Raw genomic sequence first — 20,625 nt, 5'->3', positions numbered from 1 at the left:
CAAGAGCGTGCAGGTGGTGGGTCGGTGGATGAGAAGGCTCAACGGCTCGTGTTCACCTCAAAGGCCGGCGGCCCATGCCGGGCGCGCTCCGTAGGTGCTCGCGGCGAAGCGCTCGCAGAGCGCGACGCGCCGGTCGGGGTCGGCGGCGACGGGCCGCGGGCGCGGGTGGTCGTCGCCACGGGTTTCCGCGATCGCCAGGTCGGTGCAGGCCAGCAGGCCCTCCGCGGCAGCCGTGCGGCGCATGCGGTGGGCGGCGCTGCCGGCCGCGAGCGCCCTCTCGGCGAGGTCGCGGATCGTCTGCCGGTCTCCGGCGGCATCGAGCGCCGGGCCCACCCGTCGCAGCAGGTCGCGGACGACTTCGGCCGCGGGCGCCTCGTGCCGCGTGCCGGGGTCGATCAGGTTCCCTTCAAGCCCTGAGCGCGCGGCCCGCCACGCAGCGGCACGCAGCCACTCGTGCCGGCCCGCGCAGGCCGGGGCGTCGCCCGCTTCGAGCCGCCGGCGTGCGTCGGTCACCAGAGCGCGGAAGAGCCCGGCGATCAGCACAACCGTTTCCGCGCCCGGACAGGCGTCGCAGATGCGCAGTTCGAGGGTCGGCTGGTGGGCGGAGGGCCGGATGTCGTAGTAGATCATTCCCGCGTCACTGATGACGCCGGAGTCGACGAGGCACCGCACGGCCGCGTCGTACTCGGCGGCGTCGGCGAAGCAGCCGGGCGGCCCCGCGGTGGGCCAGCGCTGCCACAGCATGGTCCGCCAGCTGGCGTATCCCGTGTCGGCGCCCTCCCAGAACGGCGAGCTGGCGGACAGGGCCAGCAGCACGTGCAGCCAGGGGGACACCTCGCACATGACGCGTACGGCGAGGTCACGGTCGGGGACGTCGACGTGGACGTGCGTTCCGCAGATGAGCTGCTCGTCGGCGATCATGCGGTACTCGTCGACCATGTGACGGTAGCGGTCGCCCGCGGTGGGACGTATGTCCTCGGTACGCGCCAGCGGGACGGTCCCGGCGGCCACCACGGCCAGGCCGTGGGCCCCCGCCGCGGCGTCGAGCCGGCGCCGGGTGCCGATGACGTCGCTGTACAGGCCGTCCAGGGACGAGTGCACACCGCTGTTCGACTCGACGGTCGACTGCTGGAGCTCGGTGGTGAAAGTCTGCTCGGGAAGTCCTTCCAGCACCGCCGCGGCACGAGGCACGAGCAGCCCCGTGCCCACCTCGACGATGTGGAACTCTTCCTCCACTCCGATACGAACGGTCATGACACTCCAGAGAGGGCGGGCGGGACGTCCGACTGCCTCGCCCGGGACCGGACCGAACCCGCCGGTACGGCGACACCCGAGCTGTGCACCTCTGGGTTCCCAGATGACTCATTACTAACCATAGGCCGCTCTACGGAGGCATGCCCATCACAGATGAGCGCCGCAGTGCGACGCGAGCCGCATCCGAGCCACCATGAACGCGCGAAGGGTGGATGGGAGAGGGGCAGAGGAGGCGGCGATCAGGATTTCGCCCCGCACGGAGGAGGTGACGCCATGACCCGGTGGGAGGTACGGCCGGACGGAGGCCGGCCGAAGGGCCGCGGCTGCGTTCACCTCGACGTCGCTCCTGATCCGGAACCCGCGCCGCGGAGCGATGCCTGCCCGGAGTGCGCCGCCCGGGGACGGGACGGGAGGGCAGGCGGCCTGCGGCTCTGCCTGACCTGCGGCCACATCGGGTGCAGTGACAGTTCACCGGGCGCTCACGCCACCGCTCATCACGAGGCGACCGGGCACCCTCTCGCACGGTCAGCGGATCCGGGCGAGCTGTGGGCCTGGTGCTACGTGGACGAGGTCTTCCTGCGGCCTCGGGGTGGCCGCTCGGTGAAATGAGCGGCCGAGTTCCGCTCAGCCGGCCGCGGTCACCGGGGCACTGACACCGGCTTCCCAGACGAACCCGTCCAGGTCCGCACAGGGGCCGGCGGTGCCGGAGAGGACGAGCCGGTGCGATCCCGTGCCCTCGGCGGGCACCCCCGCATCCTTGGCGAGGGCCCGGCGCTTGTACAGCGCCAGCTTGACGTGGCCCGGGTCGGAGGCGAACTCCACGTACTTGCCGCCGAAGCCCCTTCCCACGACCAGACCCCGCTCGGCGTAGAACTGCTTGGTGGCCTTCACGTCCTCGACGCCGAGCAGAAGCACGATCTCGTCGAAGGCGGGGGTGACCGGGCCGCTGTCCTTCTTCGTCGATGTGGCGATCTTGACGATCGTGCCGTCCGGGGCCTGGACGACCCCGCCGTAGCCCCACAGCGACTTCGACGCCGCCTTGAGGGGCGTGGCACCGGCGTCGAGGGCGGCGGCGACGAGGGCGTCCACGTTGCCCGGCTGGGACACCACCAGCGACAGCGTGAATCCGCGGAAGCCGGACGTGGCGTGGGACGAGGTCCTCAGGCGCAGATGCGGCGAGTCGGGCCCGAGGACGGCGGAGTAGAAGCGTGTGGCGGCCGCGAGGTCGGCCACTTCCAGGGTGACGGCGTCGATGGAGTTCATGCCTTCGACGGTAGAAGCGGCCGGGCGCCCGGCGCTTCTCGAAAACTGACCGGTTCGACCGAGCGGTTCGCCCGGCCGGTTCGGCTGAGCGTCCAGTCGTCGGTCGGTTCGGTCGGCCGGTTCGGCTGAGCGTCCAGTCGTCGGTCGGTTCGGTCGGTCCCTTCGGCTGACCCGTTTCGGACGGCGTCGCCGTCGGCTTCCCCGGCCGGGCGCGCGGTTCGGATGAGTCGCTCCCCCGCGCTCACCGGCCGGCGGCGGACACGGTTCGCGCATCGCCGCGCGGGGCCCGCTCCTCAGCGTCGGCCAGCCAGAAGAGGACCGGCGGCAGACCCAGCTCGATCACCGCCAGCGCGATCTGGAACCACTGCGGCCGGCCGTGCACGGCGAGCGAGAGCAGCCGGCCCACGCCGCCGAGCAGGAACACGCCCGCCAGCCACCGCACCGCCCGGGCCGGGACGGGGCGCTGCCGCGCGGCCCAGAGCCAGGCAAGCCCGTAGCCGACGAAGCTGGCACCCATGAACCGGCCCCAACTGTCGATCGTCGCACCCGCGGAGCCTGCCCCCGGGATCGCCGCGTTGCCGAGGGCCACGTGGAACAGACCGATCGCCACACACGACCAGCCCATCAACTGTGTCAGTACGCGCAGAGTCCTGGCCATCGTTCCCCCAAGTCGCGATGCGGAGACTAGTTGACACCCGTCTACTAGAGTGGGCGCCCTAGTAGACGTATGTCAACTAGACTTCGGTCGTGCCATCCCGCCAACGACTCACCCCCGACGCCCGCCGCGCCCAGCTCCTCGCCGTCGGCGCCCGGCTGTTCGCCGCACACCCGTACGCCGACGTGCTGATGGAGCACGTCGCCGAGGAGGCCGGCGTCTCCCGAGCCCTGCTCTACCGCCACTTCCCCAGCAAGCACGCCCTCTTCGCGGCCGTCTACCAGCAGGCGGCGGACCAGCTGCTCGCGGAGACACGTCTCGACCCCGCGGACTCGCTGGTGGAACAGTTGATCCAGGGCATGGACGTCCACCTCGACTACTTCGTGGCGAACCGCAACGCCGTCCTCGCCGCGAACCGCGTCCTGGCGGGCGACCCGGTGATCCAGACGATCATGACGAACGAGCTGGACGCACTCCGCGCGCGGCTGCTGGCCGTACTGCCCCTCGCCGACGAGACGGCCCGCGAGGCCGTGTCCGGCGTCCTCAAGAGCTGGCTGGTCTTCGTCCAGGTTCTCTGCGTCGACTGGCTCACCCACGAAACCTGCACCCGCGCCCAGTTGCGCGATGTCTGCGTCGGCGCGGTCCTCGGTGCCCTGCGGCCACTGCTCGCGGGCGACCCTGCCCCGGGCTGGCCGCGGCACGGGCCCGTACAGCGGTGACGTCCCCTGCCGCCCCTGCTCGGCAGGGGGGGCGCTCTCGCGGGGCGCGGCGGCAGGACGTAGTCTGCGGCCATGATCGACGCTCCCACTTCATCACCTCAGGCCGCGCTCGACACCCTGTTGGCCGGCAACCAGCGATTCGTCGCCGGTGCGACGGAGCACCCGAACCAGGACGCGGCCCGCCGCGCCGAGACCGCTCCGTCCCAGAGCCCCTTCGCGGTGCTGTTCGGCTGCTCCGACTCCCGCCTGGCCGCCGAGATCATCTTCGACCGGGGGCTGGGTGACCTGTTCGTCGTCCGCACCGCCGGACACGTCGCGGGACCGGAGGTGCTCGGCAGCATCGAGTACGGGGTCAGCGTGCTGGAGTGCCCCCTGGTCGTGGTGCTCGGCCACGACGCCTGTGGCGCGGTCGCGGCGACCCGCGCCGCCGTCCAGGACGGCACCACCGCGGGCGGCTACGTGCGCGACGTGGTCGAGAAGGTGACCCCCAGCGTGCTGGCCTCCCACGCCGCCGGCCACACCGAGGACGGCGAGTTCATCGACGAGCACATAAGGCGCACCGTCGACCTGCTGCTGGAGCGCTCCCGCACCCTCGCCGACGCGGTGGACGCGGGCCGGGTCGCGGTCGCCGGACTGTCCTACCGGCTCGCCGACGGCACCGCCCACCTGGTCACCGTCCGCGGCCTCGCCCTCCCGGCGGGCTCGGCGAGCTGACCCCGCTCGACGAACGACACGGCGCTCAGGCCGGGGCTCCCGGCCTGAGCGCCGGCGCGTCGTCGACCCGATGAGTGCCGGCTCCCTCGCCCCGCGGATCCACCGTCGGCGTGCCGGTCTTCCTCGCCCCGCGGAACCCCCGTCGGCGCCCGGCGTGGTGGAGCGAGCGCTTTGCGGAGTCGTACGAGACGTGCGGCGTGCGGCGTGCGGCGTGCGACCGGCCCCCGCCTCAGGCGGCGGTCACCCGGGCGATGAACGCCGCCAGGTTCGCGACGGTCCGCTGGACCTTCTCCTCCAGGGTGAGCGACTCCGGCAGGCGGGCGCCGACGCCCGCGTCCTTCCTGCCCCGCACGTACAGCGGGCAGGCGAGGTCGCCGCACATGTAGACACCCACGGAGTTGCCCTGCTGCCCGGCCCTGCCGGCCTTGGCGGCGACCATGAGGGTCACGCCGCCGGTGTGGATGGTCAGACAGAGCGAGCACATGCTGCGTCGCGTCTGCCACGAGGACGCCCCGGAGGTGCGCAGAGCGAGCGCGACGGGGTGGCCGTCCTCCAGCTCGGTGACGAGGTAGGCGCGGTCGGGGGCCTGTGGGTCCCGCCAGCCGAAGAAGTCCAGGTCGTCCCAGGGTTGTTCGGCCAGGTCGTGCGGAACGGACAGGCGCTTGGCCTCACCTTTGGTGCAGTTCACGAAGGCGGTGCGGATCTCCCGCTCGGTCAGGGGTCTCATGAGTCGCAGGCTAATTTGCCTAAAGCCTTTAGGCAAATGACTTATAGTTGTCGCCGAACAGGAGGATGACTATGGTGAGAGTGGGCCTGACCCCTGAGCGTCTGACCCTGGCGGGGGCCGAGCTGGCCGACGAGGTCGGCTTCGACCAGGTGACCGTCTCGGCGCTCGCCCGGCGCTTCGACGTCAAGGTCGCGAGTCTGTACTCGCATCTGAAGAACTCCCAGGAGCTGAAGACCAGGATCGCCCTGTTCGCCCTGGAGGAACTCGCCGACCGCGTCGCCGACGCCCTGGCCGGACGGGCCGGCAAGGACGCTCTGGCCGCCTTCGCGGACGCCTACCGCGACTACGCCCGCGAGCATCCGGGCCGGTACGACGCGGCACGGCTGCGGCTCGATCCCGAGACGGCGGCCGCCAGCGCCGGCGTGCGGCACGCGCAGATGACCCGGGCGATCCTGCGCGGCTACCGCCTGAGCGAGCCGGACCAGACGCACGCGGTGCGGATGCTCGGCAGCGTCTTCCACGGCTACGTCAGCCTGGAGCTGGCCGGGGGCTTCGAGCACAGCGCCCCCGACGCGCGGGAGTCGTGGGCCTGGATGGTGGACGCCCTCGACGCGCTCCTGCGCGGCAAGGCCACGTCCTGACTCCTGTCCCCCGGGGCCTCGCTCCGGCCCCGCGCCCGCCCCTGACGCACACGAACCATTGAGCAACGGACCGAGGCCCGTCATGAGCACCGAGTACGACCGGATCACCACACCCGTCACCGCGGACCTCCTGCGCGGTCACCTCGACGCGGAGATCACCGCGCACGGTCTGCTGCCGCACCGGCTTCCGGCTCGGGCACGTCGGCAGATTCCCGACGATCAGCTCGCCATCGCGGAGGCCCAGCCCTCAGGCGTGCGGCTGGTCTTCCGCACCGGGGCGAGCGTCATCGAGCTGGACACGCTGCCGACCAAGCGGGCCTATCGGGGGTTCCCGGGTCCGGCGGACGGCACGTACGACCTCGTGGTCGACGGCCGTCTCACCGCCCAGGCCACGGTCGCGGGTGGCAACGTGCTCACGGTCACCGACATGCTCACCCAGTCCTCCGAACTCACCGAGGGGCCCGCCGGCACCGCCCGGTTCGCCGGCCTCCCGGCCGGTGACAAGGAGGTGGAGATCTGGCTTCCGCACACGGAGATCACCGAGCTGATCGCCCTGCGCACCGACGCGCCCGTCGAGGCGGCCCCGGACAGCGGGCGCAGGGTGTGGCTGCACCACGGCAGTTCCATCAGCCATGGCTCCAACGCCATTCACCCGACGGGTACTTGGCCTGCCCTGGCCGCCGCCCGTGGCGAAGTGGAGCTGGTCAATCTGGGGTTCGGCGGCAGCGCTCTGCTGGACCCGTTCACCGCCAGGGCGATGCGCGACGCTCCCGCGGACCTGATCAGCGTGAAGATCGGCATCAACATCGTCAACGCCGACGTCATGCGGCTTCGTGCCTTCGCTCCGGCGGTCCACGGCTTCCTCGACACCATCCGCGAGGGCCACCCCACGACGCCGCTGCTGGTCGTGTCGCCGCTGCTGTGTCCCGTCCAGGAGGACACCCCCGGCCCGCTCGCACCGAACTTCGACGGCAGGACCCTGCGGTTCAAGGCGACGGGCGACCCGACCGAGCGCGCCGCGGGACGCCTCACGCTCAACATCATCCGCGCCGAACTCGCCCGGACCGTCGAGCAGCGGGCGGCCGACGACCCTCACCTGCATTATCTCGACGGCCGTGAGCTGTACGGCGAGAAGGACTACGCGGAATTCCCGCTGCCCGACGAGGTCCATCCCGACCCCGCGGGACACCGCCGCATCGCCGAGAACTTCGCGCGGCTCGTGTTCGGCGCCGGCGGCCTCTTCGCCACCGGGCCCAACTGATCTCCGAGCCAGTCGACTTACCGGCCCACCGGCCGACCGACTGACCGACTGACCGGCTGACCGGCTGACCGGCTGACCGGCTGACCGGGGGCAGAGTGCCGCCAGGCGCTCGCGCTCACCTCGTTCCGGCGTCGGACAGCTCCCCGCGGAGCAGGGAGAAGATCACCTGATCGTGCCACTCGCCCCCGCGCCACTGGGCGGACCGCAGCACACCCTCCCTGGCGAAGCCCGCCTTCTCCAGCGCACGCTGCTCGGCGAGGTTGGCGCAGTCCGTCCAGGCCTGGATCCGCTCGGCCCTGGTGTGGTCGAAGAGGTACTCGGCCAGCAGTCGTTGGGCGCGCGTGCCTATGCCACGCCCGTGCGCGTCCGGCACCAGACCGATCGCCAGGGTCCAGCAGGTCGAGGTCGCGGGGCGCCCCCAGGTGCCGGCGAACCACTCGACCCGGCCCACGGTCCTGCCCGCCTCCGCGACGGAGAGCACGCCGCCGTCGGGGCCGAGCAGGCCGGTCTCCGTGAACCGCCGGCGCAGGCCGGCCGATGAGCCGAAGCCGAACCACTGGTACGGGCCGGCCCCCTCGGGTCCGCTGAACTCGCGTTCGAACAGGTCGAGATCGTCAGCGGTCACTGGGCGCAGCGTGATCTCATCGGTCATGGAACGGCTCCTGATCCTCTCGACCGCACGGCTCGACCTCGCACGGCCGGCGTGGGCAACGGCGCCTGACTGTCCCACACTTGGGGGTGGTTCTTGATCGATCCGATCGGGCCTCGTACGCTCGCTCGATGGGACATGACGATCTTCCGCCCCTCGAACTCGCCTTTCCGGGCCCGGAGCGTGACCGTGGCGTGGCGGCGATCCTGAGCGGTCACAAGACCGCGCTCACGGGTCTCCTGGAGATCTACGAGCACGCCGGGGAGGCAGTACCGGCGGCCGGTCAGCGGTTCGCGGTGCTTGATTCCGACGGCCGTCCGGCCGTCACGATCGAGGTCGTCGAGGTACGCGTCGTTCCCATGAAGGAGATCGACGACGACTTCGCGCGAGCCGAGGGGCGTGGCTACGCCGACGCCGCGCAGTGGCGGGCAGCCCACGAGGAGTTCTTCCGGAGCGAGGGTGTGAGCGGGTTCCTGGGACACACTCCCGTCGTCGATGACGACACCCTCGTCGTGGCCGAACGCTTCCGGGTGGTCGGGACCGGCAGTCCTTGAGCGGACAAACCCGTAGGGGGGGGGGGGGGGGGGGGGGGGGGGGGGGGGGGGGGGGGGGGGGGGGGGGGGGNCCCCCCCCCCCCCCCCCCCCCCCCCCCCCCCCCCCCCCCCCCCCCCCCCCCCCCCCCCCCCCTACGCGGTGGGTATGGAGCTGTCGCCTCAGGTCACCATCGGTACCAGCGACCGCGGCCGCCGCCCGAATTGGCGGAACGCATGACGAAACCGAGGAGCCAGATCACCAGGACGGCGACGGCCACCCACCAAAGGATCTTGACGGCGAATCCGGCGCCGAAAAGGATCAGGGCGAGAAGCAGAACAAGCAAAAGGGGAACCATAGTTATCGACCTCCTGACCCTCCGTCTGCCCTGCTTCGCTTCGCGCATTCCGCCACCGCGCCTTTGTCCGCGGCAGGGGACGGGTTTGTTTGTGAGGGGAGAGGCGGGGCACGAGGGCCGTTACCGAGACAGTGATACGGACGGTTCTGAGGAGGCCCCTTTCATGACTGCCAACGAGAAGGCCAAGGCGAAGACCGAGCAGGCCACGGGCAAGACCAAGGAAGCCGTGGGCAACGCCGTCGGCAATGACCGGATGGCCGCCGAGGGCCAGGCCGAGAAGAGCAAGGGTGACGCTCGCGAGGCCAAGGAAAAGACGAAGGACGCCTTCAAGCACTGACATCTTTTCTCGCTCCACCGGAATGGGCCTTCCCTGCCAGGGAAGGCCCATTCCGGTGTCAGGCGGGATCGAGCAGAATGCGTGCGGTGACGCGCTTGCCGACCGTGTCCCGCAGGACGGCGAGGTCGGCTGCCACGGCTTTCACGATCTCCAGCCCGTGCCGGCCCACCCGCTGGGGATCGGCGTTACTGGCGGTCGGCAGGACCGGGGCGCTGTCCCACACCTCCACCTCAAGCGCTTCCCCGGCCAGGCGCAGGCTGAGCAGGACGGGACCGGGGGCGTACTTGCAGGCATTCGTGACCAGCTCGCTGACCACCAGCTCGGCCAGCCCCACGACACGCGCGGGCACTCTCGGCCGGTCCCCGGACTCGTGCCGGGTGAGGAAGGCGGTGGCCTGATGGCGTGCCTCGGCGATGCACGACCCGTCTCCGGACAGGGCGATGGTCGCCTCTGTCGCTCCGGCGCCCGGTCCGCCGCAACAATCGTCGTCCGGCTCGTTGTTCCGCCCCGCCACTTCGACCCTGTCCCTCCGCATGCCGTCTGCTGCCTGGCCGGGTACCACGCCTGCCGTGCGTACACGTGTGACAGGGCCATCCGGGTCCATAACCAGTACCATGCCCCAGCCGGTCCTCGCCGAGGAAGCACTGGCTTGACCCTGTGTACTGGCTGGTCAGGAGAGCGTGGACGACAACCGAGAGGCATCGGCGGGCGACAGACTGTCGATCACGCTGACCGAAACCGACGGCATCACCGTGGTGGCCGCGCACGGCGAGGTCGACCGCGACAGCGGCCCCCAGCTCCTTCAGGCCCTGACTGCCAGGGACTCTTCGGCGCGCCGCACGGTGCTCAACCTCAGCGGCATCACCTTCATGGACTCCAGCGGCATCAACGTCCTCATCGTCGCCCACCGCTCGGCGCGGAGCGCGGGAGGCTGGCTTCGCCTGGCCGCCCCCAGCCCCTCCCTGTCGCGCCTCATCCAGATCGTCGGCCTCGACGAGGTCATCCCGTGTCGCCCCACCGTCCAGGACGCCCTGCGCGACTGAACGGCCGGACGCGGACGTGGCTGATGCCCGCCACGGGCGTGACGGGCGTCAGGCTGGACGTGGACGGGCGGCGGTTGTCAGCCGGTGGTGAGCAGCCCCTCGCGCAGGCGGTTCAGGCACCGGGACAGGAGCCGGGAGACGTGCATCTGGGAGACGCCCAGGCGCTCACCGATCTGCGCCTGGGTGAGTTCCTCCACGAACCGCATGTGGATGATCTGCCGGTCCCGCTCGTCCAGGGCGGCGATCAGCGGAGCCAGCGCGTGAAAGTCCTCCACCAGCTCCAGCGCGGAGTCCTCGACCCCGATGAAGTCCTGCAGGACGGCTTCACCGTCCTCGCCGCCTCCGATGGCGGCGTCGAGGGAGGTGGAGTTGTAGCCGTTGGAGGCCAGGCGGGCCTCGCGGACCTCGTCCTCGGGCAGGCTCATCAGCTCCGACAGCTCCTTGACCGTCGGATCGCGGTCCAGGCGGCTGCGCAGCTCCTCGGTCGCGTGGGCGAGCTGGACCCGGGCCTCCTGGAGCCGGCGGGGCACGTGGACGGCCCAGGTGGTGTCACGGAAGAACCGCTTGATCTCGCCCACGATGTAGGGGACGGCGAAGGAGGTGAACTCCACTTCGCGGGACAGCTCGAACCGGTCGATCGCCTTGATCAGACCGATCATGCCGACCTGGACGATGTCCTCCATCTCCTCCGGGCCGCGGCTGCGGAACCGGCCGGCCGCGTAGCGGACCAGGGACATGTTCATCTCGATCAGCGTGTTCCGCGCGTACTGGTACTGGGGCGTGCCCTCCTCCAGCACGGTCAGCTGCTGGAAGAACAGCCGCGACAGCTCGCGGGCGTCCTTCGGCGCCACCTGGGAAGGGTCGGCGACCTCCGGCAGCTCAGAAATCCGCGTGCCTGTCGCCAACGTGCTCGTGAGAGCCATGAGGGTCCCCTCCCGGTTCGAATGCGTGCCCGGCCGCCGTCGAGCGGCCGACGGAGCTGCGGTTACCCCGTCTTCTCCCATGCATGCCTGCCACCGCACGAAAGTGTGCGGTTCGGCGTCCAGACCCTCGCCGCACCGCCGCGCGCAAGGCTGTTTCCCCAGGAGCGCAGTGGGTTGACTCGTTTCATAGCCGCCGCGATCGCAGGCTCGGGCCGCGTTGAACCATGATCGGTGGGTGGTCACGTGGACCGCTGGGGCGGATTGCCCTCCGGGGTCGCCCCGTGCCACTCTGACCCGGGCCAGTGGACAGGGTGGGTGAACACCTCAATCGGTCTCGGACACGCCATCGGGGTCTTGACGAGTTCGGAGGCAGTCGAAGGTGTTCTCGGTACAGATCTGGTCGGCGGCGCGGACGGGTGTGCTCACGCTGCGCGGCGAGCTCGACTACGACAGCGCCGTTCAGCTTCAGGAGGCCGCCGATCAGGTGCTCGCCGATGCACGACGGTCGGTGCTCGTCGTGGACTGCTCGGCGTTGGAGTTCTGCGACTCCTCCGGGATCGGCTGCCTGGTGCGGGTGTACCAGCGTCTTTCCGCGCGAGGCGGAGTGCTGCGGCTCGCCGCGGTCCCCGTGTCCGTCGCGCGGGTGTTCGCACTGACGGGCCTGGATACGGCGATTCCGGTCCACGCCACCCTTCATGAGGCCATGGGCGCCGGCGGCACCGTGCCGGCACCCGGCGGCGAGGACGGTCCGTCCCCGCTGCGTTCCGTAAGCTAAAGGTGACAGGGCGATGACCTACGTGACGGACCAGCAGCCCGACCCTGCCACCTCACCGGAGGCCGGTGTTTCCGTTCCGACGAGCGCTGAGCACGATCTACGCGCATTGTTCGGGGAGTCCCCCGCGGTGTTCGCGTCCCTGGCCGGGCCGGCGCACATGGTGGAGGCGGCCAACCCCGCCTTCTTCGCCGCCATCGGCGGCGAAGCCCGGGTGCGCACCGGAGTACCGCTCGGCCGGCTGGCGCCGGAACTCATGGACCAGGGTTTCATCGCCCTGCTCGATCGCGTCTACCGCACCGGCGAGCGGCACGTCGGCCGCGCCGCCCGCGTTGTACTGGGCACCGGGCGTGACGCTCGGGAGGCGTTCTTCGACTTCACCTACGAGCCGCGGCTCGACGCGGGGGGCAACGTGGTAGGCGTCCGGGTCATCGGTGTGGAGATCACCCAACTGATCCACGCCCAGCGGCTGACGGCCGAGCACCGGGTGCTGCTGGAGCAGATCGCCTTCCAGGCACCCTTGAAGCAGGTGCTGGAGGGCATGGCCCGTGCCATCGAGGAGCTGACACCCGACGAGGTCCTCGTCTCGGTGCTGCTCGCCGACGCCGACGGCCGCCACCTGCGCCACGGTGCCGCGCCCAGCCTGCCCGACTTCTACAACGAGGCCATCGACGGCATCCCCACCGGTGAGGGAATCGGCTCCTGCGGCACCGCCGCGCACCGCCGCGCGCCGGTCGTCGTCGCCGACATAGCCACCCACCCCTTCTGGGACGACTTCCGCGACCTGGCCGCGCGTGCCCGGGTGGCGGCCTGCTGGTCCACCCCGATCCTCGCCCGCGACGGCTCCTTGCTCGGCACGTTCGCGATGTACCACCGCACCGCTCGTACGCCGCAGGACGCCGATGTCGCCCTGGCGCGGGTGTTCGCCGAAACCGCCGCGCTGGCCATCGAGCGCCACCAGGCCGAAGAGGCCCGCAAGGCGGCCGAGGCCAAGGAGAAGGCCGCCCGCGACGACCTGGCCTTCCTGCTGGAAGCCAGCACCTCGCTCAACGCCGGTCTGGACTACGCCGAGACCCTGCGGCGGCTCGCCGACCTGTGCGCGCCCAAGCTGGCCCCGCTGTGCGCGGTCGACGTCGTCGAGTCCGGTCGTGTCCGCCGCATAGCCGCCGTGGCGCCCACCGAGGAGGAAGAACGCCTCCTCGCCTCCCACGTCCCGGTCTACGACGCCGACGATGACGCCGTCGCCCGCGTCCTGACCTCCCGGCTGAGCGAGGTCGCCCGCCGCACCCCCACCGGGCCCGGTCCCTGGGACGATCTGAAGGTCACCGCCTACCTGTGCGTCCCGCTGCTCGACCGCGGCCGGATCTTCGGCACCCTGACCCTGCTCACCACCAGCGACGACACCTTCGACGGACACACCGTCGCACTGGCCGAGGAACTCGCCCGGCGCGCCGCCTCCGCCGCGCTGAACGCCCGCCAGTACACCCAGCGCGTCACCCTCGCCCGCGACCTCCAAGCCGGCCTCCTGCTTCCCGAGGTCCCCGCCCTGCCCGGCGCGCGAGTCGCCACGTACTACCATCCCGCCGGCGAAGGGCTCGACATCGGCGGCGACTTCTACGATCTCTTCCCCCTGGGCGATGACACCTGGGCGTTCATGCTGGGCGACGTCTGCGGGCGCGGCGCCACCGCCGCCACCACCACCGCCCTCGTCCGTCACACCGCCCGCGCCGTGGCCTCCCTCCTGCCAGGGCCCGAAGCCGTCGTCCAGGCGGTCAACAAAGCGCTCCTCGACCGGCCCCACAGCCACGGGACCGGCTTCGTCACGCTCGTCTACGGCCACCTCACCCCGCACCGTGACGGCGGCCTCGACATCACCTTCGTCCGCGCCGGTCACACCCTCCCCCTGCACATCGGCGACAGTTCGAGTGCCCGTGCCATCGACTGCGAAGGCGCGCTTCTCGGCATCACCGCCGGCCCTCATCTGGACACCCGCCGCCTCCGCCTCCGTCCGGCGGAGAGCCTGGTGCTCTACACCGACGGCCTCACCGAGGTCCGCGACCCCAAGGGTGAGCAGTTCGGCGAAGAACGCCTGGCCCACGCACTGAGCACGCACCGCCACACCGGGCCCGAGGAGATCATCGCCACCCTCACCGAAGCAGTGCACACGTTCACCGGCACGACGGCCGTGGAGGACGACCAGGCCGCCCTGGTCATCACCGCGGGAGATTCCGACCGGCGGTGTGGCGAGCCGAAATAGGCTGCGCACTTCGAGGAGAAGCGGCGGTCATGGAGCGTCATTCGGGGGCGTGGCCGATGCCGAGTCGCTGGACCGACAGGTGCCCGTCGTCGCCGGTCTCTCCGGGGTGTGGGGGACGGGGAACTGCGCGGCTACCGCTGTTCCCACTGCTCCTTGGTGATCTCGTACCGTACGCCTCCGTGCTCGGAGCCCTCGATCATCTCCATGTCGGCGGGAGTGGGGATGGTTTCCGTGAGCGTCATGCCGAGCTTCTCCATGATGTTGCGCGAACCGTGGTTCACGGACATCGTCTCGGCCCAGACCATGCGCACGCCGAGCTCCTGGAATGCCTTGACCAGCAGGGCTCGTGAGCCCTCGGTGGCATAGCCGCGGCCCCAAGCCGCCTGTCGCAGCCGGTAGCCGAGTTCCACCTCGTCGAGCGGGCCTTCCGGCTCGGGACGCAGGATGAACCAGCCGATGAACGCGCCGCCTTCCTTCTCGTGCGCGGCGAACAGGCCGAGGTCGCCGCCCCACTTCTGGTAGCCGGCGAGGATGTTCGGCAGGTAGCGGTCGCGGACGATCTCCGGCCGCGTCGGAAGGCCACCGGTCAGGTAGCGCATCACCGCCGGGTCGCTGTCCAGCTCGATCAGGAGGTCCGCGTCATCGGCGGTGAAGCGGCGCAGGGCCAGGCGCTCGGTCTCCAGGTAGGTTTCCACGAGGTGATCATGCCTGAAGCGGGTCGAACAGCCCAGCGGATTTACCTTCCCCGCCCGGTACCGCACTGCCCTAGAGTCGCCGCATGCGACGGCGAACGGGACTGGCGATGGGCGGGGTTGCGGCCCTGGCCTGGGGTGAGTGGCTGAACTGGCGCTGGTCCCGGGCCCTCGTGGGGAACGGCGGTGGCGCATCCGAGGCCGTGGTCGTGCTGGGGTACCGCAATCCGCGGTCGACGGCGAACTTCATCAACCGCTGGCGGGTTCGTGCCGGGATTCGCTCCGCCGCCGACGAGGCGCGAGGCACTCGCGTGATCTTCAGCGGCGGTCCGGCCGGCAGCCGCGTCGCGGAAGCCCGACTGATGGCTGACTACGCGAAGTCGGTGCTCGCGTTCGACGGCACAGTGCTTCTGGAGGACCGGAGTGCGACGACCTGGGAGAACATCGCGAACGTGATCCCCTTGCTCGAGGATGTCGACCGCATCAAGATCGTCTCCCAGCCGGCTCACGCGCTCAAGGCCCGTGCGTATCTGCGGCGGCAGCGCCCTGATCTCGCCGAGAGGCTCGTGCGAGCAAGTGACTACCGCCTGGGCGAGTGGGTGATCGGCAAACCGCTGCTGGCTCTGTACGGGCTCTGGTCGCTTCGCGGTCTGACGGCCGAGGAGCGGAAGGTCACGCGGTAGCCCGCCGGGCGCTCACTCAACCACTGGACGTCTCCCCCGGGTTGCTCCCCTGTTCTTCGAGGAACTTGCTCACTTCCTGGGCGAGGGAGTTCCTGCCCTTGCCGGACTTCTTCGACGGCGTCGTGGCGGACTCGGGCACGTCGACACCGCCTACCCACACTTGGGCGGTGGTCGGTTCCTCGTCGATTCTCATGTGCACCTGGATGCCGATGATGTCCAGGTGCCGGGCGGGAGCGGCGGCGTAGAAGGTCGCCGTGGCCCGGCGGAGCGGATAGAGCTTGAAGCCCTTGATCTCCTTGCTGTGGTAGTCGACGAGGGCAGGGTCGCCGTCACCGCCGTACCGCACGTCGAGATGGCGTCGCTCCAACTCGATCCAGAACCACTCCTCGGCCCGGTTCTCAACGGTGACGCGGAAGCTGAAATAGGTGAGTTTCCGTGCCTGGCTGTCCCGCCCCTCGGGTGGGACGTCGTCCTTCTTGACGGAGTGGACGCGGACCCGTATTCCTTCGTGGTCCGCGTCGTACTCGCGCCAGTCGCCGATGACGTTCGGTCGATGCATCCCCACCCCTGGCCTCTCTCGCCGGCTTGGTCCGAGGTCACACCAAGATTACCGAGCGCCCTGGCCTGGGGCGGTGCTGTTCCCCAGGTGAGTGAGGGCAGCCGTGACCAGAGCCTGGACGCCGGTGTCCAGGGTGGGCTGCAGAACCGGAGCGAAGCGGGAGCTGTGGTTGACCGGGATGTCCTGGGCCACGGTGCCGCGTTGCCGGGCGGCCTCGTAGGCGGCCGGGTCGACACAGCCCAGGGCCCAGTAGGTGTACGGGATGCCGAAGGCGTCCGGGATCCGGCTGAAGTCCTCGCTTGCGCTCTGCAGTTCGACGGTGACGGCGCGCTCCCCGAACATCTCGGAGAAGGCGGCGGCCACCTCGCGGGTCACGACGTCGTCGTTGACGGTCGGCGGGAAGCGGGTGCCCTCCTCGATCTGCGGCGCGCGGGTCGTCCCGGAGGCGTCGCACTCGGCGTGGACGATGCGCCGCACGGCGTCCAGGACGGCCCGCCGGGTGTCGTCGTCGTACGTGCGGACGTTCACCAGCAGCTCGGCCGACTCCGGAATCACGTTGCCGCTGGAGCCCGCCTGCACGGAGCCCACGGTGACCACGACCGGTTGGGTGGCGGCCAGCTCGCGCGAGACGATCGTCTGCAGACGTACGACGATCATCGAGGCGATCACCACAGGGTCGATGGCCGCCTGCGGTGCCGAGCCGTGGGCGCCCCGGCCATGGACCGTGATCCTCATGTTGTCCGCCGCGGAGAGGAAGGACCCGGCGCGCGTGCCGACCTGTCCGGCCGGACAGGGCAGCACGTGCTGGGCGAACGCGACGTCGGGGCGGGGAACGCGGTCGGTGAGCCGGTCGGCGAGCATTGCGTCGGCGCCGTCTCCCGGTTCTTCGGCGGGCTGGAACAGAGCCACCAACGTGCCGTGCCACGCCCCCGGCGCGGCGGCCATGAGCCGAGCGGCCCCCAGCAGGCAGGTGACGTGCATGTCGTGCCCGCAGGCGTGCGCCACGGGCACCCGGCGGCCGGAAGCGGCCGTGGCCTCGGCCGTGCTGGCGTAGGGCAGACCGGTCTCCTCGAGGACCGGCAGGGCGTCCATGTCGGCCCGCAGCAGGACGGTCGGGCCCTCTCCGTTGGTCAGCACACCGACCACACCGGTGCCGCCGATCCCCTCGTGCACCTGGTAGCCGCAGTTTCTCAGGCGCTCCCCCACCCGGGTCGCGGTGCGGTGCTCCTGGTGTCCCAGCTCGGGGTGGGCGTGCAGGTCCTTGTAGACGTCTTCGAGCTCGGACCGGAGGTCACCGAGCCCGGCCAGCACGGCGGCAGCGGAATCCTTGAGCGTCATGGCTGTGTACTCCTCCGTCTCGCGGGGGCCGCGGCGTCCGGACGGGTCAGTGGTCCGGGCCCTTCGACGACCCCGGCCGCCAGTCGCGGCTGCCCGGCAGTCTCCAGCCCCAGGTGAGCGCGGCCAGCCGCAGCGAGACGCCGACCGTGATGCCGGCCAGGACGCCCACGGTGGGTGCGCCGAGCCGGCTGCACACCACCATCACGGCGCTCACCAGCACCGCGACGGTCGCGTACAACGGGGTGCCGCCGAAGACGGCGGGGGTCCGTGCGAGCAGCAGATCCCGGATGGCCCCGCCGCCGACCGCGGTGATGGTGCCCAGGAGCACCGCCGACAGCCAGCCGAGGCCGACTGAGAGGGTCTTCTGCGCCCCGGCGACCGCCCACACGCTCAGCGCCGCGGCGTCCAGGAGGTGGAAGACCCGGCCCGAGGTGGGGCGGCTCAGGTCGGCGACGAAGGCCAGCAGGGTGCCGGCGGCGGCGACCGTCAGGTAGGTGTAGTCGGTCAGGGCCACGGGTGTGCCGTGCTGGAGCAGGGTGTCGCGGAGGATTCCGCCGCCCAGGCCGGAGACGATGCCGATGACCAGGAAGCCGAAGAGGTCCAGGCGACGGCTCCGGGCCAGCACCCCGCCGAGCATGCCGTTGGCGAACACCCCGCTCAGGTCCAGCGCCCGGGTCAGCTCGGTCACGCTCTCGGGTGACAAGGACCGGGCCACGGACACCAGCGTCTCCCTTCGCGCCGTCGCGCTTCCACCATCGAAGCAGCCGTAACGGCGCCCTGCCCGCCAGGGACGGCCGCGAGGCAGGTGGACATGGATCGCCCTCGCCCGGTGCGCTCGCCGTCGAGTCCCCGGTGGGCCATGGGCCCGCAGCCGACCGAGTCACTCTACGTGACCCCGTACAGCCATTTCAGCGACAAAAGGTAAGAACCCGGTAAGCGGCCCGCAATGCCGGATAGGCCGCCCACCTGCGGGTTCACGCAAAGCGATAGACGCTTCAACGATTCGCCCACCGCGTTCGACATGCCACCCCGCCACGCTCGGGCCAGCCTGAGTTCGCGAGTCACCGCCGAATGGGCGACCCGCTCCCAGGGGGGAACCTCCGACGAACACAGGAGACCCGCAATGAGCACCACCCGAGACCACCGCACCGCTCGCGCGATCGCCGCCGGCGCCCTGTCCGCCGCCGTACTGTCGACCGGTGCGGCCGGAGCCGTCGCCGCGACCGGGACGCCGACCCCCAAGCCCTCCATGACCCGCACGGGCATGCCGAGCATGAAGCCGTCGCGGACGGCGACGGCCATGGGCTCGATCACCGTTTCGGCCAACCGCAAGGCCGTCAAGGTGGGCAACACCGTCGTGTTCACCGGCCGGGTCAAGGGCATCAAGGCCGGTTCGACACTGGTGCTCCAGCACATGCGCAACGGCAAGTGGACGACGCTGAAAACCACGGCGGCCGTCAACAAGAACGGCACCTACACGATCAAGCGGACGTTCACCAACAAGGGCACCGAACAGGTGCGGGTGGCGACCAAGTCCGGCACGTTCCACTCCTCGCCGCTCACCGTGAACGTCAGCTGACCCTGCGCTGACCCGGGGCGACCTCCGGTCGCAGCGGCGTCCGGAACGGCGGCGGGGCTGGGCAGGACGATCCTGCCCGACCCCGCCGTCCAGCGTTCCCACCCGCCCCTGACAGCCGCGGCGGCACCGGGTGCGCGGTGACATCCTCCGTGAATCAGTGGCTCCAGGACCTGTCGAAAAGGGTGCATTTCAACCTACGATGGGCCGAACCTCTGCCGGGCCTGCGGCGCGAACGCGCGCCGTAGCCTTCGCCCGATCTGCCCGCGCGCGGGCCCAGAGGTGCACCATGACCAGCTCCTTCAGCGGATATCCGAAGAACTCCACGTGGCGGGACCGGGCCGCGTGCATCGGGGAAGACCCCGAGATCTTCTTTCCTCTCGTGGACCTTCCCGCTCCCGGTACGGAGGCCTCTCTGGCCCGAGCTGTCTGCCGCCGCTGTCCCGTGATCATCGACTGCCGCACGTGGGCTCTCGACCACGGTGAGGACGACGGCATATGGGGTGCCACCACAGCCGCGCAGCGCCGTGCCATCCGCCGGGCCACCACGGACCCCGCCCCTGCCATGGCCCCACGGCGGGACGAGGACTCCTTGGGTGAGTGACGAGACCGGCCGCGGGCGCGGTCAGGGCGGCCCCTTGTCGCCGACCGCGGGCGGGGGCGGCTCGCCGAAGCGGACGGAGATCTTCTCGAAGCCCTTGAAGGACTCGGCGGTCGCGTAGGAGCGGTAGGCGCGCAGGTCACCCGTGGCGAGGTGCACGCGGTCGGTGAACGGAGTGAGCAGGCTGCGCGGCCACAGCCGCAGGCAGCGCACGGCGACGATCTCGGCCGCGGTCAGGTAGACCAGGGCGGCGAGGTAGATCCAGGCGAGCAGGCCGAGCACGATGCCGAACATGCCGTAGGTCGCCGTGGCGCCGCGCAGCACGTGCCCGACGTAATAGGAACCGCCCCACGACAGCACCTGCCAGGCGCACGCGGCTCCCAGCGCGGGGCCGTACATCAGGCGCAGCGGGAGTTTGCGCCGGGTCATGATCCGGTAGCTGATCATCAGCAGCGCGGCGTTGACCGCCACCGCCACGACGCCGATGGCCACCCGGATGCCGGTCGCCAGGCTCTCCCCCGCGACACCGGCCACGGAGCCCGCGGCGGACAGCGCCGACGTGAGGACGACGCCGACCGCGAGCAGCAACAGGAAGGAGAGCCCCCTGACCCGTGACCGCAGGGGATCGGGACGTGCGTGTCTCGGCACGGCGAAGATCTTGTTCAGGGCGTGCTGGACCGCCTGGGCGATCCCCAGGGCGCCGTAGGCGCTGCCGATGACACCCACCGCGACCGCGGCGCCGCTGCCGTGGAACGAGTGGATGTTCTGTCCGAGCTGATCGCCGATCACGGGGAACTCGCCGAGCGCGGAGTGGAGCACGGAGTGCTGGAGCTGCGCATTTCCGTGCAGGGAACTGCTGAGGAGAGCGACGAGGAGCAGCAGCAGCGGGAACAGGGAGACGAAGCCGTAGTACGTCAGCAGCGCGGCCAGATACGTGGCCTGGTCGTCGAAGAACTTGTACGTGACCGCGAGCGGCATCCCCGCCCACCGGTGCCGCCGCTGATATCGGTCCAGCCGGGCCAGCACGCCCATGTGCCCTCCCACCGCTCGCGCGGGTCTCCGAGCCCTGATG

Annotated in this window: 26 protein-coding genes; 13 read left to right on the top strand and 13 right to left on the bottom strand. The window is 70.8% G+C overall.

What is annotated here, in order from left to right; translation table 11 throughout:
- Positions 1–57: 57 nt before the first annotated feature.
- Entirely contained in the window at positions 58–1,254 is a 1,197-nt protein-coding gene (locus V7E45_RS16885) for a carboxylate-amine ligase (RefSeq protein ID WP_333774995.1), read from the bottom strand.
- Positions 1,255–1,527: 273 nt separating this feature from the next.
- Here V7E45_RS16885 and V7E45_RS16880 point away from each other — a divergent pair, with 273 nt between their 5' ends.
- The gene (locus tag V7E45_RS16880) at positions 1,528–1,863 is read left to right on the top strand and encodes a UBP-type zinc finger domain-containing protein (RefSeq protein ID WP_333774994.1); all 336 of its coding nucleotides are present in this window, start codon (positions 1,528–1,530) and stop codon (positions 1,861–1,863) included.
- A 15-nt stretch (positions 1,864–1,878) separates the two neighbouring features.
- Here the strand turns inward: V7E45_RS16880 and V7E45_RS16875 are convergent, their stop codons facing one another.
- Together V7E45_RS16875 and V7E45_RS16870 are read right to left on the bottom strand one after the other, a co-directional pair.
- Positions 1,879–2,517 (bottom strand): glyoxalase, encoded by a 639-nt coding sequence (locus V7E45_RS16875; RefSeq protein WP_333774993.1) that lies wholly within the window; start codon positions 2,515–2,517, stop codon positions 1,879–1,881.
- Between the two features lie 241 nt (positions 2,518–2,758).
- Positions 2,759–3,175, bottom strand: coding sequence for a DUF4345 domain-containing protein (locus V7E45_RS16870; RefSeq protein ID WP_333774992.1), 417 nt, complete (start codon positions 3,173–3,175; stop codon positions 2,759–2,761).
- Positions 3,176–3,264: 89 nt separating this feature from the next.
- Here V7E45_RS16870 and V7E45_RS16865 point away from each other — a divergent pair, with 89 nt between their 5' ends.
- Positions 3,265–3,891, top strand: a complete 627-nt coding sequence (locus V7E45_RS16865) for a TetR/AcrR family transcriptional regulator (RefSeq protein ID WP_333774991.1) — start codon at positions 3,265–3,267, stop codon at positions 3,889–3,891.
- 72 nt (positions 3,892–3,963) lie between these two features.
- The gene (locus V7E45_RS16860) at positions 3,964–4,605 is read left to right on the top strand and encodes a carbonic anhydrase (RefSeq protein WP_333774990.1); all 642 of its coding nucleotides are present in this window, start codon (positions 3,964–3,966) and stop codon (positions 4,603–4,605) included.
- Between the two features lie 229 nt (positions 4,606–4,834).
- Here the strand turns inward: V7E45_RS16860 and V7E45_RS16855 are convergent, their stop codons facing one another.
- Positions 4,835–5,332, bottom strand: a complete 498-nt coding sequence (locus tag V7E45_RS16855) for an FBP domain-containing protein (protein ID WP_333774989.1) — start codon at positions 5,330–5,332, stop codon at positions 4,835–4,837.
- A 71-nt stretch (positions 5,333–5,403) separates the two neighbouring features.
- On the opposite strand from V7E45_RS16855, the gene V7E45_RS16850 reads away from it, so the two are divergent.
- Together V7E45_RS16850 and V7E45_RS16845 are read left to right on the top strand one after the other, a co-directional pair.
- Positions 5,404–5,973: a TetR/AcrR family transcriptional regulator gene (locus tag V7E45_RS16850; RefSeq protein ID WP_333775017.1), complete on the top strand. Its 570-nt coding sequence runs from the start codon at positions 5,404–5,406 to the stop codon at positions 5,971–5,973.
- An 82-nt stretch (positions 5,974–6,055) separates the two neighbouring features.
- Positions 6,056–7,234: a GDSL-type esterase/lipase family protein gene (locus tag V7E45_RS16845; RefSeq protein ID WP_333774988.1), complete on the top strand. Its 1,179-nt coding sequence runs from the start codon at positions 6,056–6,058 to the stop codon at positions 7,232–7,234.
- Positions 7,235–7,349: 115 nt separating this feature from the next.
- Here the strand turns inward: V7E45_RS16845 and V7E45_RS16840 are convergent, their stop codons facing one another.
- Positions 7,350–7,886 carry a GNAT family N-acetyltransferase gene (locus tag V7E45_RS16840; protein ID WP_333774987.1) on the bottom strand — a complete coding sequence of 179 codons (537 nt, stop codon included), beginning with the start codon at positions 7,884–7,886 and terminating at the stop codon, positions 7,350–7,352.
- A 128-nt stretch (positions 7,887–8,014) separates the two neighbouring features.
- On the opposite strand from V7E45_RS16840, the gene V7E45_RS16835 reads away from it, so the two are divergent.
- Entirely contained in the window at positions 8,015–8,437 is a 423-nt protein-coding gene (locus V7E45_RS16835; protein ID WP_333774986.1) for an ASCH domain-containing protein, read from the top strand.
- Between the two features lie 164 nt (positions 8,438–8,601).
- Here V7E45_RS16835 and V7E45_RS16830 read toward each other — a convergent pair whose 3' ends face one another.
- Positions 8,602–8,772 (bottom strand): hydrophobic protein, encoded by a 171-nt coding sequence (locus V7E45_RS16830; RefSeq protein WP_333774985.1) that lies wholly within the window; start codon positions 8,770–8,772, stop codon positions 8,602–8,604.
- Positions 8,773–8,935: 163 nt separating this feature from the next.
- Between V7E45_RS16830 and V7E45_RS16825 the strand changes: the two genes are divergently transcribed.
- Positions 8,936–9,109 carry a CsbD family protein gene (locus tag V7E45_RS16825; RefSeq protein ID WP_333774984.1) on the top strand — a complete coding sequence of 58 codons (174 nt, stop codon included), beginning with the start codon at positions 8,936–8,938 and terminating at the stop codon, positions 9,107–9,109.
- A gap of 58 nt (positions 9,110–9,167) precedes the next feature.
- On the opposite strand, the gene V7E45_RS16820 is transcribed toward V7E45_RS16825, so the two are convergent.
- Complete coding sequence (locus tag V7E45_RS16820) at positions 9,168–9,644, bottom strand: ATP-binding protein (protein WP_333774983.1); 477 nt, start codon at positions 9,642–9,644, stop codon at positions 9,168–9,170.
- A 145-nt stretch (positions 9,645–9,789) separates the two neighbouring features.
- Here V7E45_RS16820 and V7E45_RS16815 point away from each other — a divergent pair, with 145 nt between their 5' ends.
- Entirely contained in the window at positions 9,790–10,152 is a 363-nt protein-coding gene (locus V7E45_RS16815; RefSeq protein ID WP_333774982.1) for an STAS domain-containing protein, read from the top strand.
- Positions 10,153–10,229: 77 nt separating this feature from the next.
- Here the strand turns inward: V7E45_RS16815 and V7E45_RS16810 are convergent, their stop codons facing one another.
- Positions 10,230–11,075 carry an RNA polymerase sigma factor SigF gene (locus V7E45_RS16810; protein WP_333774981.1) on the bottom strand — a complete coding sequence of 282 codons (846 nt, stop codon included), beginning with the start codon at positions 11,073–11,075 and terminating at the stop codon, positions 10,230–10,232.
- Positions 11,076–11,454: 379 nt separating this feature from the next.
- Between V7E45_RS16810 and V7E45_RS16805 the strand changes: the two genes are divergently transcribed.
- Positions 11,455–11,850, top strand: coding sequence for an STAS domain-containing protein (locus V7E45_RS16805; protein ID WP_333774980.1), 396 nt, complete (start codon positions 11,455–11,457; stop codon positions 11,848–11,850).
- A 13-nt stretch (positions 11,851–11,863) separates the two neighbouring features.
- Positions 11,864–14,104, top strand: coding sequence for a SpoIIE family protein phosphatase (locus V7E45_RS16800; RefSeq protein WP_333774979.1), 2,241 nt, complete (start codon positions 11,864–11,866; stop codon positions 14,102–14,104).
- 131 nt (positions 14,105–14,235) lie between these two features.
- Here the strand turns inward: V7E45_RS16800 and V7E45_RS16795 are convergent, their stop codons facing one another.
- On the bottom strand, positions 14,236–14,799 hold the full coding sequence (locus tag V7E45_RS16795) for a GNAT family N-acetyltransferase (RefSeq protein ID WP_333774978.1): 564 nt from the start codon (positions 14,797–14,799) through the stop codon (positions 14,236–14,238).
- An 83-nt stretch (positions 14,800–14,882) separates the two neighbouring features.
- Here V7E45_RS16795 and V7E45_RS16790 point away from each other — a divergent pair, with 83 nt between their 5' ends.
- Positions 14,883–15,479 (top strand): YdcF family protein, encoded by a 597-nt coding sequence (locus tag V7E45_RS16790; protein ID WP_333774977.1) that lies wholly within the window; start codon positions 14,883–14,885, stop codon positions 15,477–15,479.
- A gap of 16 nt (positions 15,480–15,495) precedes the next feature.
- Here V7E45_RS16790 and V7E45_RS16785 read toward each other — a convergent pair whose 3' ends face one another.
- Genes V7E45_RS16785 through V7E45_RS16775 form a run of 3 tightly spaced genes read right to left on the bottom strand, consistent with a single transcriptional unit; the run spans position 15,496 to position 18,097 of the window.
- Positions 15,496–16,038 carry a hypothetical protein gene (locus tag V7E45_RS16785; RefSeq protein ID WP_333774976.1) on the bottom strand — a complete coding sequence of 181 codons (543 nt, stop codon included), beginning with the start codon at positions 16,036–16,038 and terminating at the stop codon, positions 15,496–15,498.
- Positions 16,039–16,086: 48 nt separating this feature from the next.
- Complete coding sequence (locus V7E45_RS16780) at positions 16,087–17,376, bottom strand: amidohydrolase (RefSeq protein ID WP_333774975.1); 1,290 nt, start codon at positions 17,374–17,376, stop codon at positions 16,087–16,089.
- Between the two features lie 46 nt (positions 17,377–17,422).
- Positions 17,423–18,097: a trimeric intracellular cation channel family protein gene (locus tag V7E45_RS16775; protein WP_333774974.1), complete on the bottom strand. Its 675-nt coding sequence runs from the start codon at positions 18,095–18,097 to the stop codon at positions 17,423–17,425.
- Positions 18,098–18,499: 402 nt separating this feature from the next.
- Here V7E45_RS16775 and V7E45_RS16770 point away from each other — a divergent pair, with 402 nt between their 5' ends.
- On the top strand, positions 18,500–18,955 hold the full coding sequence (locus V7E45_RS16770) for a hypothetical protein (RefSeq protein ID WP_333774973.1): 456 nt from the start codon (positions 18,500–18,502) through the stop codon (positions 18,953–18,955).
- 199 nt (positions 18,956–19,154) lie between these two features.
- Positions 19,155–19,556, top strand: a complete 402-nt coding sequence (locus V7E45_RS16765; RefSeq protein WP_333774972.1) for a WhiB family transcriptional regulator — start codon at positions 19,155–19,157, stop codon at positions 19,554–19,556.
- 21 nt (positions 19,557–19,577) lie between these two features.
- On the opposite strand, the gene V7E45_RS16760 is transcribed toward V7E45_RS16765, so the two are convergent.
- Positions 19,578–20,585 (bottom strand): YihY/virulence factor BrkB family protein, encoded by a 1,008-nt coding sequence (locus V7E45_RS16760; RefSeq protein ID WP_333774971.1) that lies wholly within the window; start codon positions 20,583–20,585, stop codon positions 19,578–19,580.
- Positions 20,586–20,625: the final 40 nt, after the last annotated feature.

The sequence above is a fragment of the Streptomyces sp. IBSBF 3136 genome, from assembly GCF_036815105.1.
Taxonomy (GTDB): domain Bacteria; phylum Actinomycetota; class Actinomycetes; order Streptomycetales; family Streptomycetaceae; genus Streptomyces.
Note: the sequence above shows the minus strand (reverse complement) of the source record. Positions and strands in the feature narration are given on the sequence as shown.

What these genes read in the sequence shown, in the direction of transcription:
- V7E45_RS16820 (WP_333774983.1), bottom strand. Translation starts at nt 9,644, where the DNA reads ATGCGGAGGGACAGGGTCGAAGTGGCGGGGCGGAACAACGAGCCGGAC.
- V7E45_RS16760 (WP_333774971.1), bottom strand. Translation starts at nt 20,585, where the DNA reads ATGGGCGTGCTGGCCCGGCTGGACCGATATCAGCGGCGGCACCGGTGG.
- V7E45_RS16855 (WP_333774989.1), bottom strand. Translation starts at nt 5,332, where the DNA reads ATGAGACCCCTGACCGAGCGGGAGATCCGCACCGCCTTCGTGAACTGC.
- V7E45_RS16765 (WP_333774972.1), top strand. Translation starts at nt 19,155, where the DNA reads ATGGGCCGAACCTCTGCCGGGCCTGCGGCGCGAACGCGCGCCGTAGCC.
- V7E45_RS16870 (WP_333774992.1), bottom strand. Translation starts at nt 3,175, where the DNA reads ATGGCCAGGACTCTGCGCGTACTGACACAGTTGATGGGCTGGTCGTGT.
- V7E45_RS16860 (WP_333774990.1), top strand. Translation starts at nt 3,964, where the DNA reads ATGATCGACGCTCCCACTTCATCACCTCAGGCCGCGCTCGACACCCTG.
- V7E45_RS16835 (WP_333774986.1), top strand. Translation starts at nt 8,015, where the DNA reads ATGGGACATGACGATCTTCCGCCCCTCGAACTCGCCTTTCCGGGCCCG.
- V7E45_RS16850 (WP_333775017.1), top strand. Translation starts at nt 5,404, where the DNA reads ATGGTGAGAGTGGGCCTGACCCCTGAGCGTCTGACCCTGGCGGGGGCC.
- V7E45_RS16810 (WP_333774981.1), bottom strand. Translation starts at nt 11,075, where the DNA reads ATGGCTCTCACGAGCACGTTGGCGACAGGCACGCGGATTTCTGAGCTG.
- V7E45_RS16840 (WP_333774987.1), bottom strand. Translation starts at nt 7,886, where the DNA reads ATGACCGATGAGATCACGCTGCGCCCAGTGACCGCTGACGATCTCGAC.
- V7E45_RS16800 (WP_333774979.1), top strand. Translation starts at nt 11,864, where the DNA reads ATGACCTACGTGACGGACCAGCAGCCCGACCCTGCCACCTCACCGGAG.
- V7E45_RS16770 (WP_333774973.1), top strand. Translation starts at nt 18,500, where the DNA reads ATGAGCACCACCCGAGACCACCGCACCGCTCGCGCGATCGCCGCCGGC.
- V7E45_RS16875 (WP_333774993.1), bottom strand. Translation starts at nt 2,517, where the DNA reads ATGAACTCCATCGACGCCGTCACCCTGGAAGTGGCCGACCTCGCGGCC.
- V7E45_RS16780 (WP_333774975.1), bottom strand. Translation starts at nt 17,376, where the DNA reads ATGACGCTCAAGGATTCCGCTGCCGCCGTGCTGGCCGGGCTCGGTGAC.
- V7E45_RS16880 (WP_333774994.1), top strand. Translation starts at nt 1,528, where the DNA reads ATGACCCGGTGGGAGGTACGGCCGGACGGAGGCCGGCCGAAGGGCCGC.
- V7E45_RS16785 (WP_333774976.1), bottom strand. Translation starts at nt 16,038, where the DNA reads ATGCATCGACCGAACGTCATCGGCGACTGGCGCGAGTACGACGCGGAC.
- V7E45_RS16885 (WP_333774995.1), bottom strand. Translation starts at nt 1,254, where the DNA reads ATGACCGTTCGTATCGGAGTGGAGGAAGAGTTCCACATCGTCGAGGTG.
- V7E45_RS16790 (WP_333774977.1), top strand. Translation starts at nt 14,883, where the DNA reads ATGCGACGGCGAACGGGACTGGCGATGGGCGGGGTTGCGGCCCTGGCC.
- V7E45_RS16845 (WP_333774988.1), top strand. Translation starts at nt 6,056, where the DNA reads ATGAGCACCGAGTACGACCGGATCACCACACCCGTCACCGCGGACCTC.
- V7E45_RS16830 (WP_333774985.1), bottom strand. Translation starts at nt 8,772, where the DNA reads ATGGTTCCCCTTTTGCTTGTTCTGCTTCTCGCCCTGATCCTTTTCGGC.
- V7E45_RS16825 (WP_333774984.1), top strand. Translation starts at nt 8,936, where the DNA reads ATGACTGCCAACGAGAAGGCCAAGGCGAAGACCGAGCAGGCCACGGGC.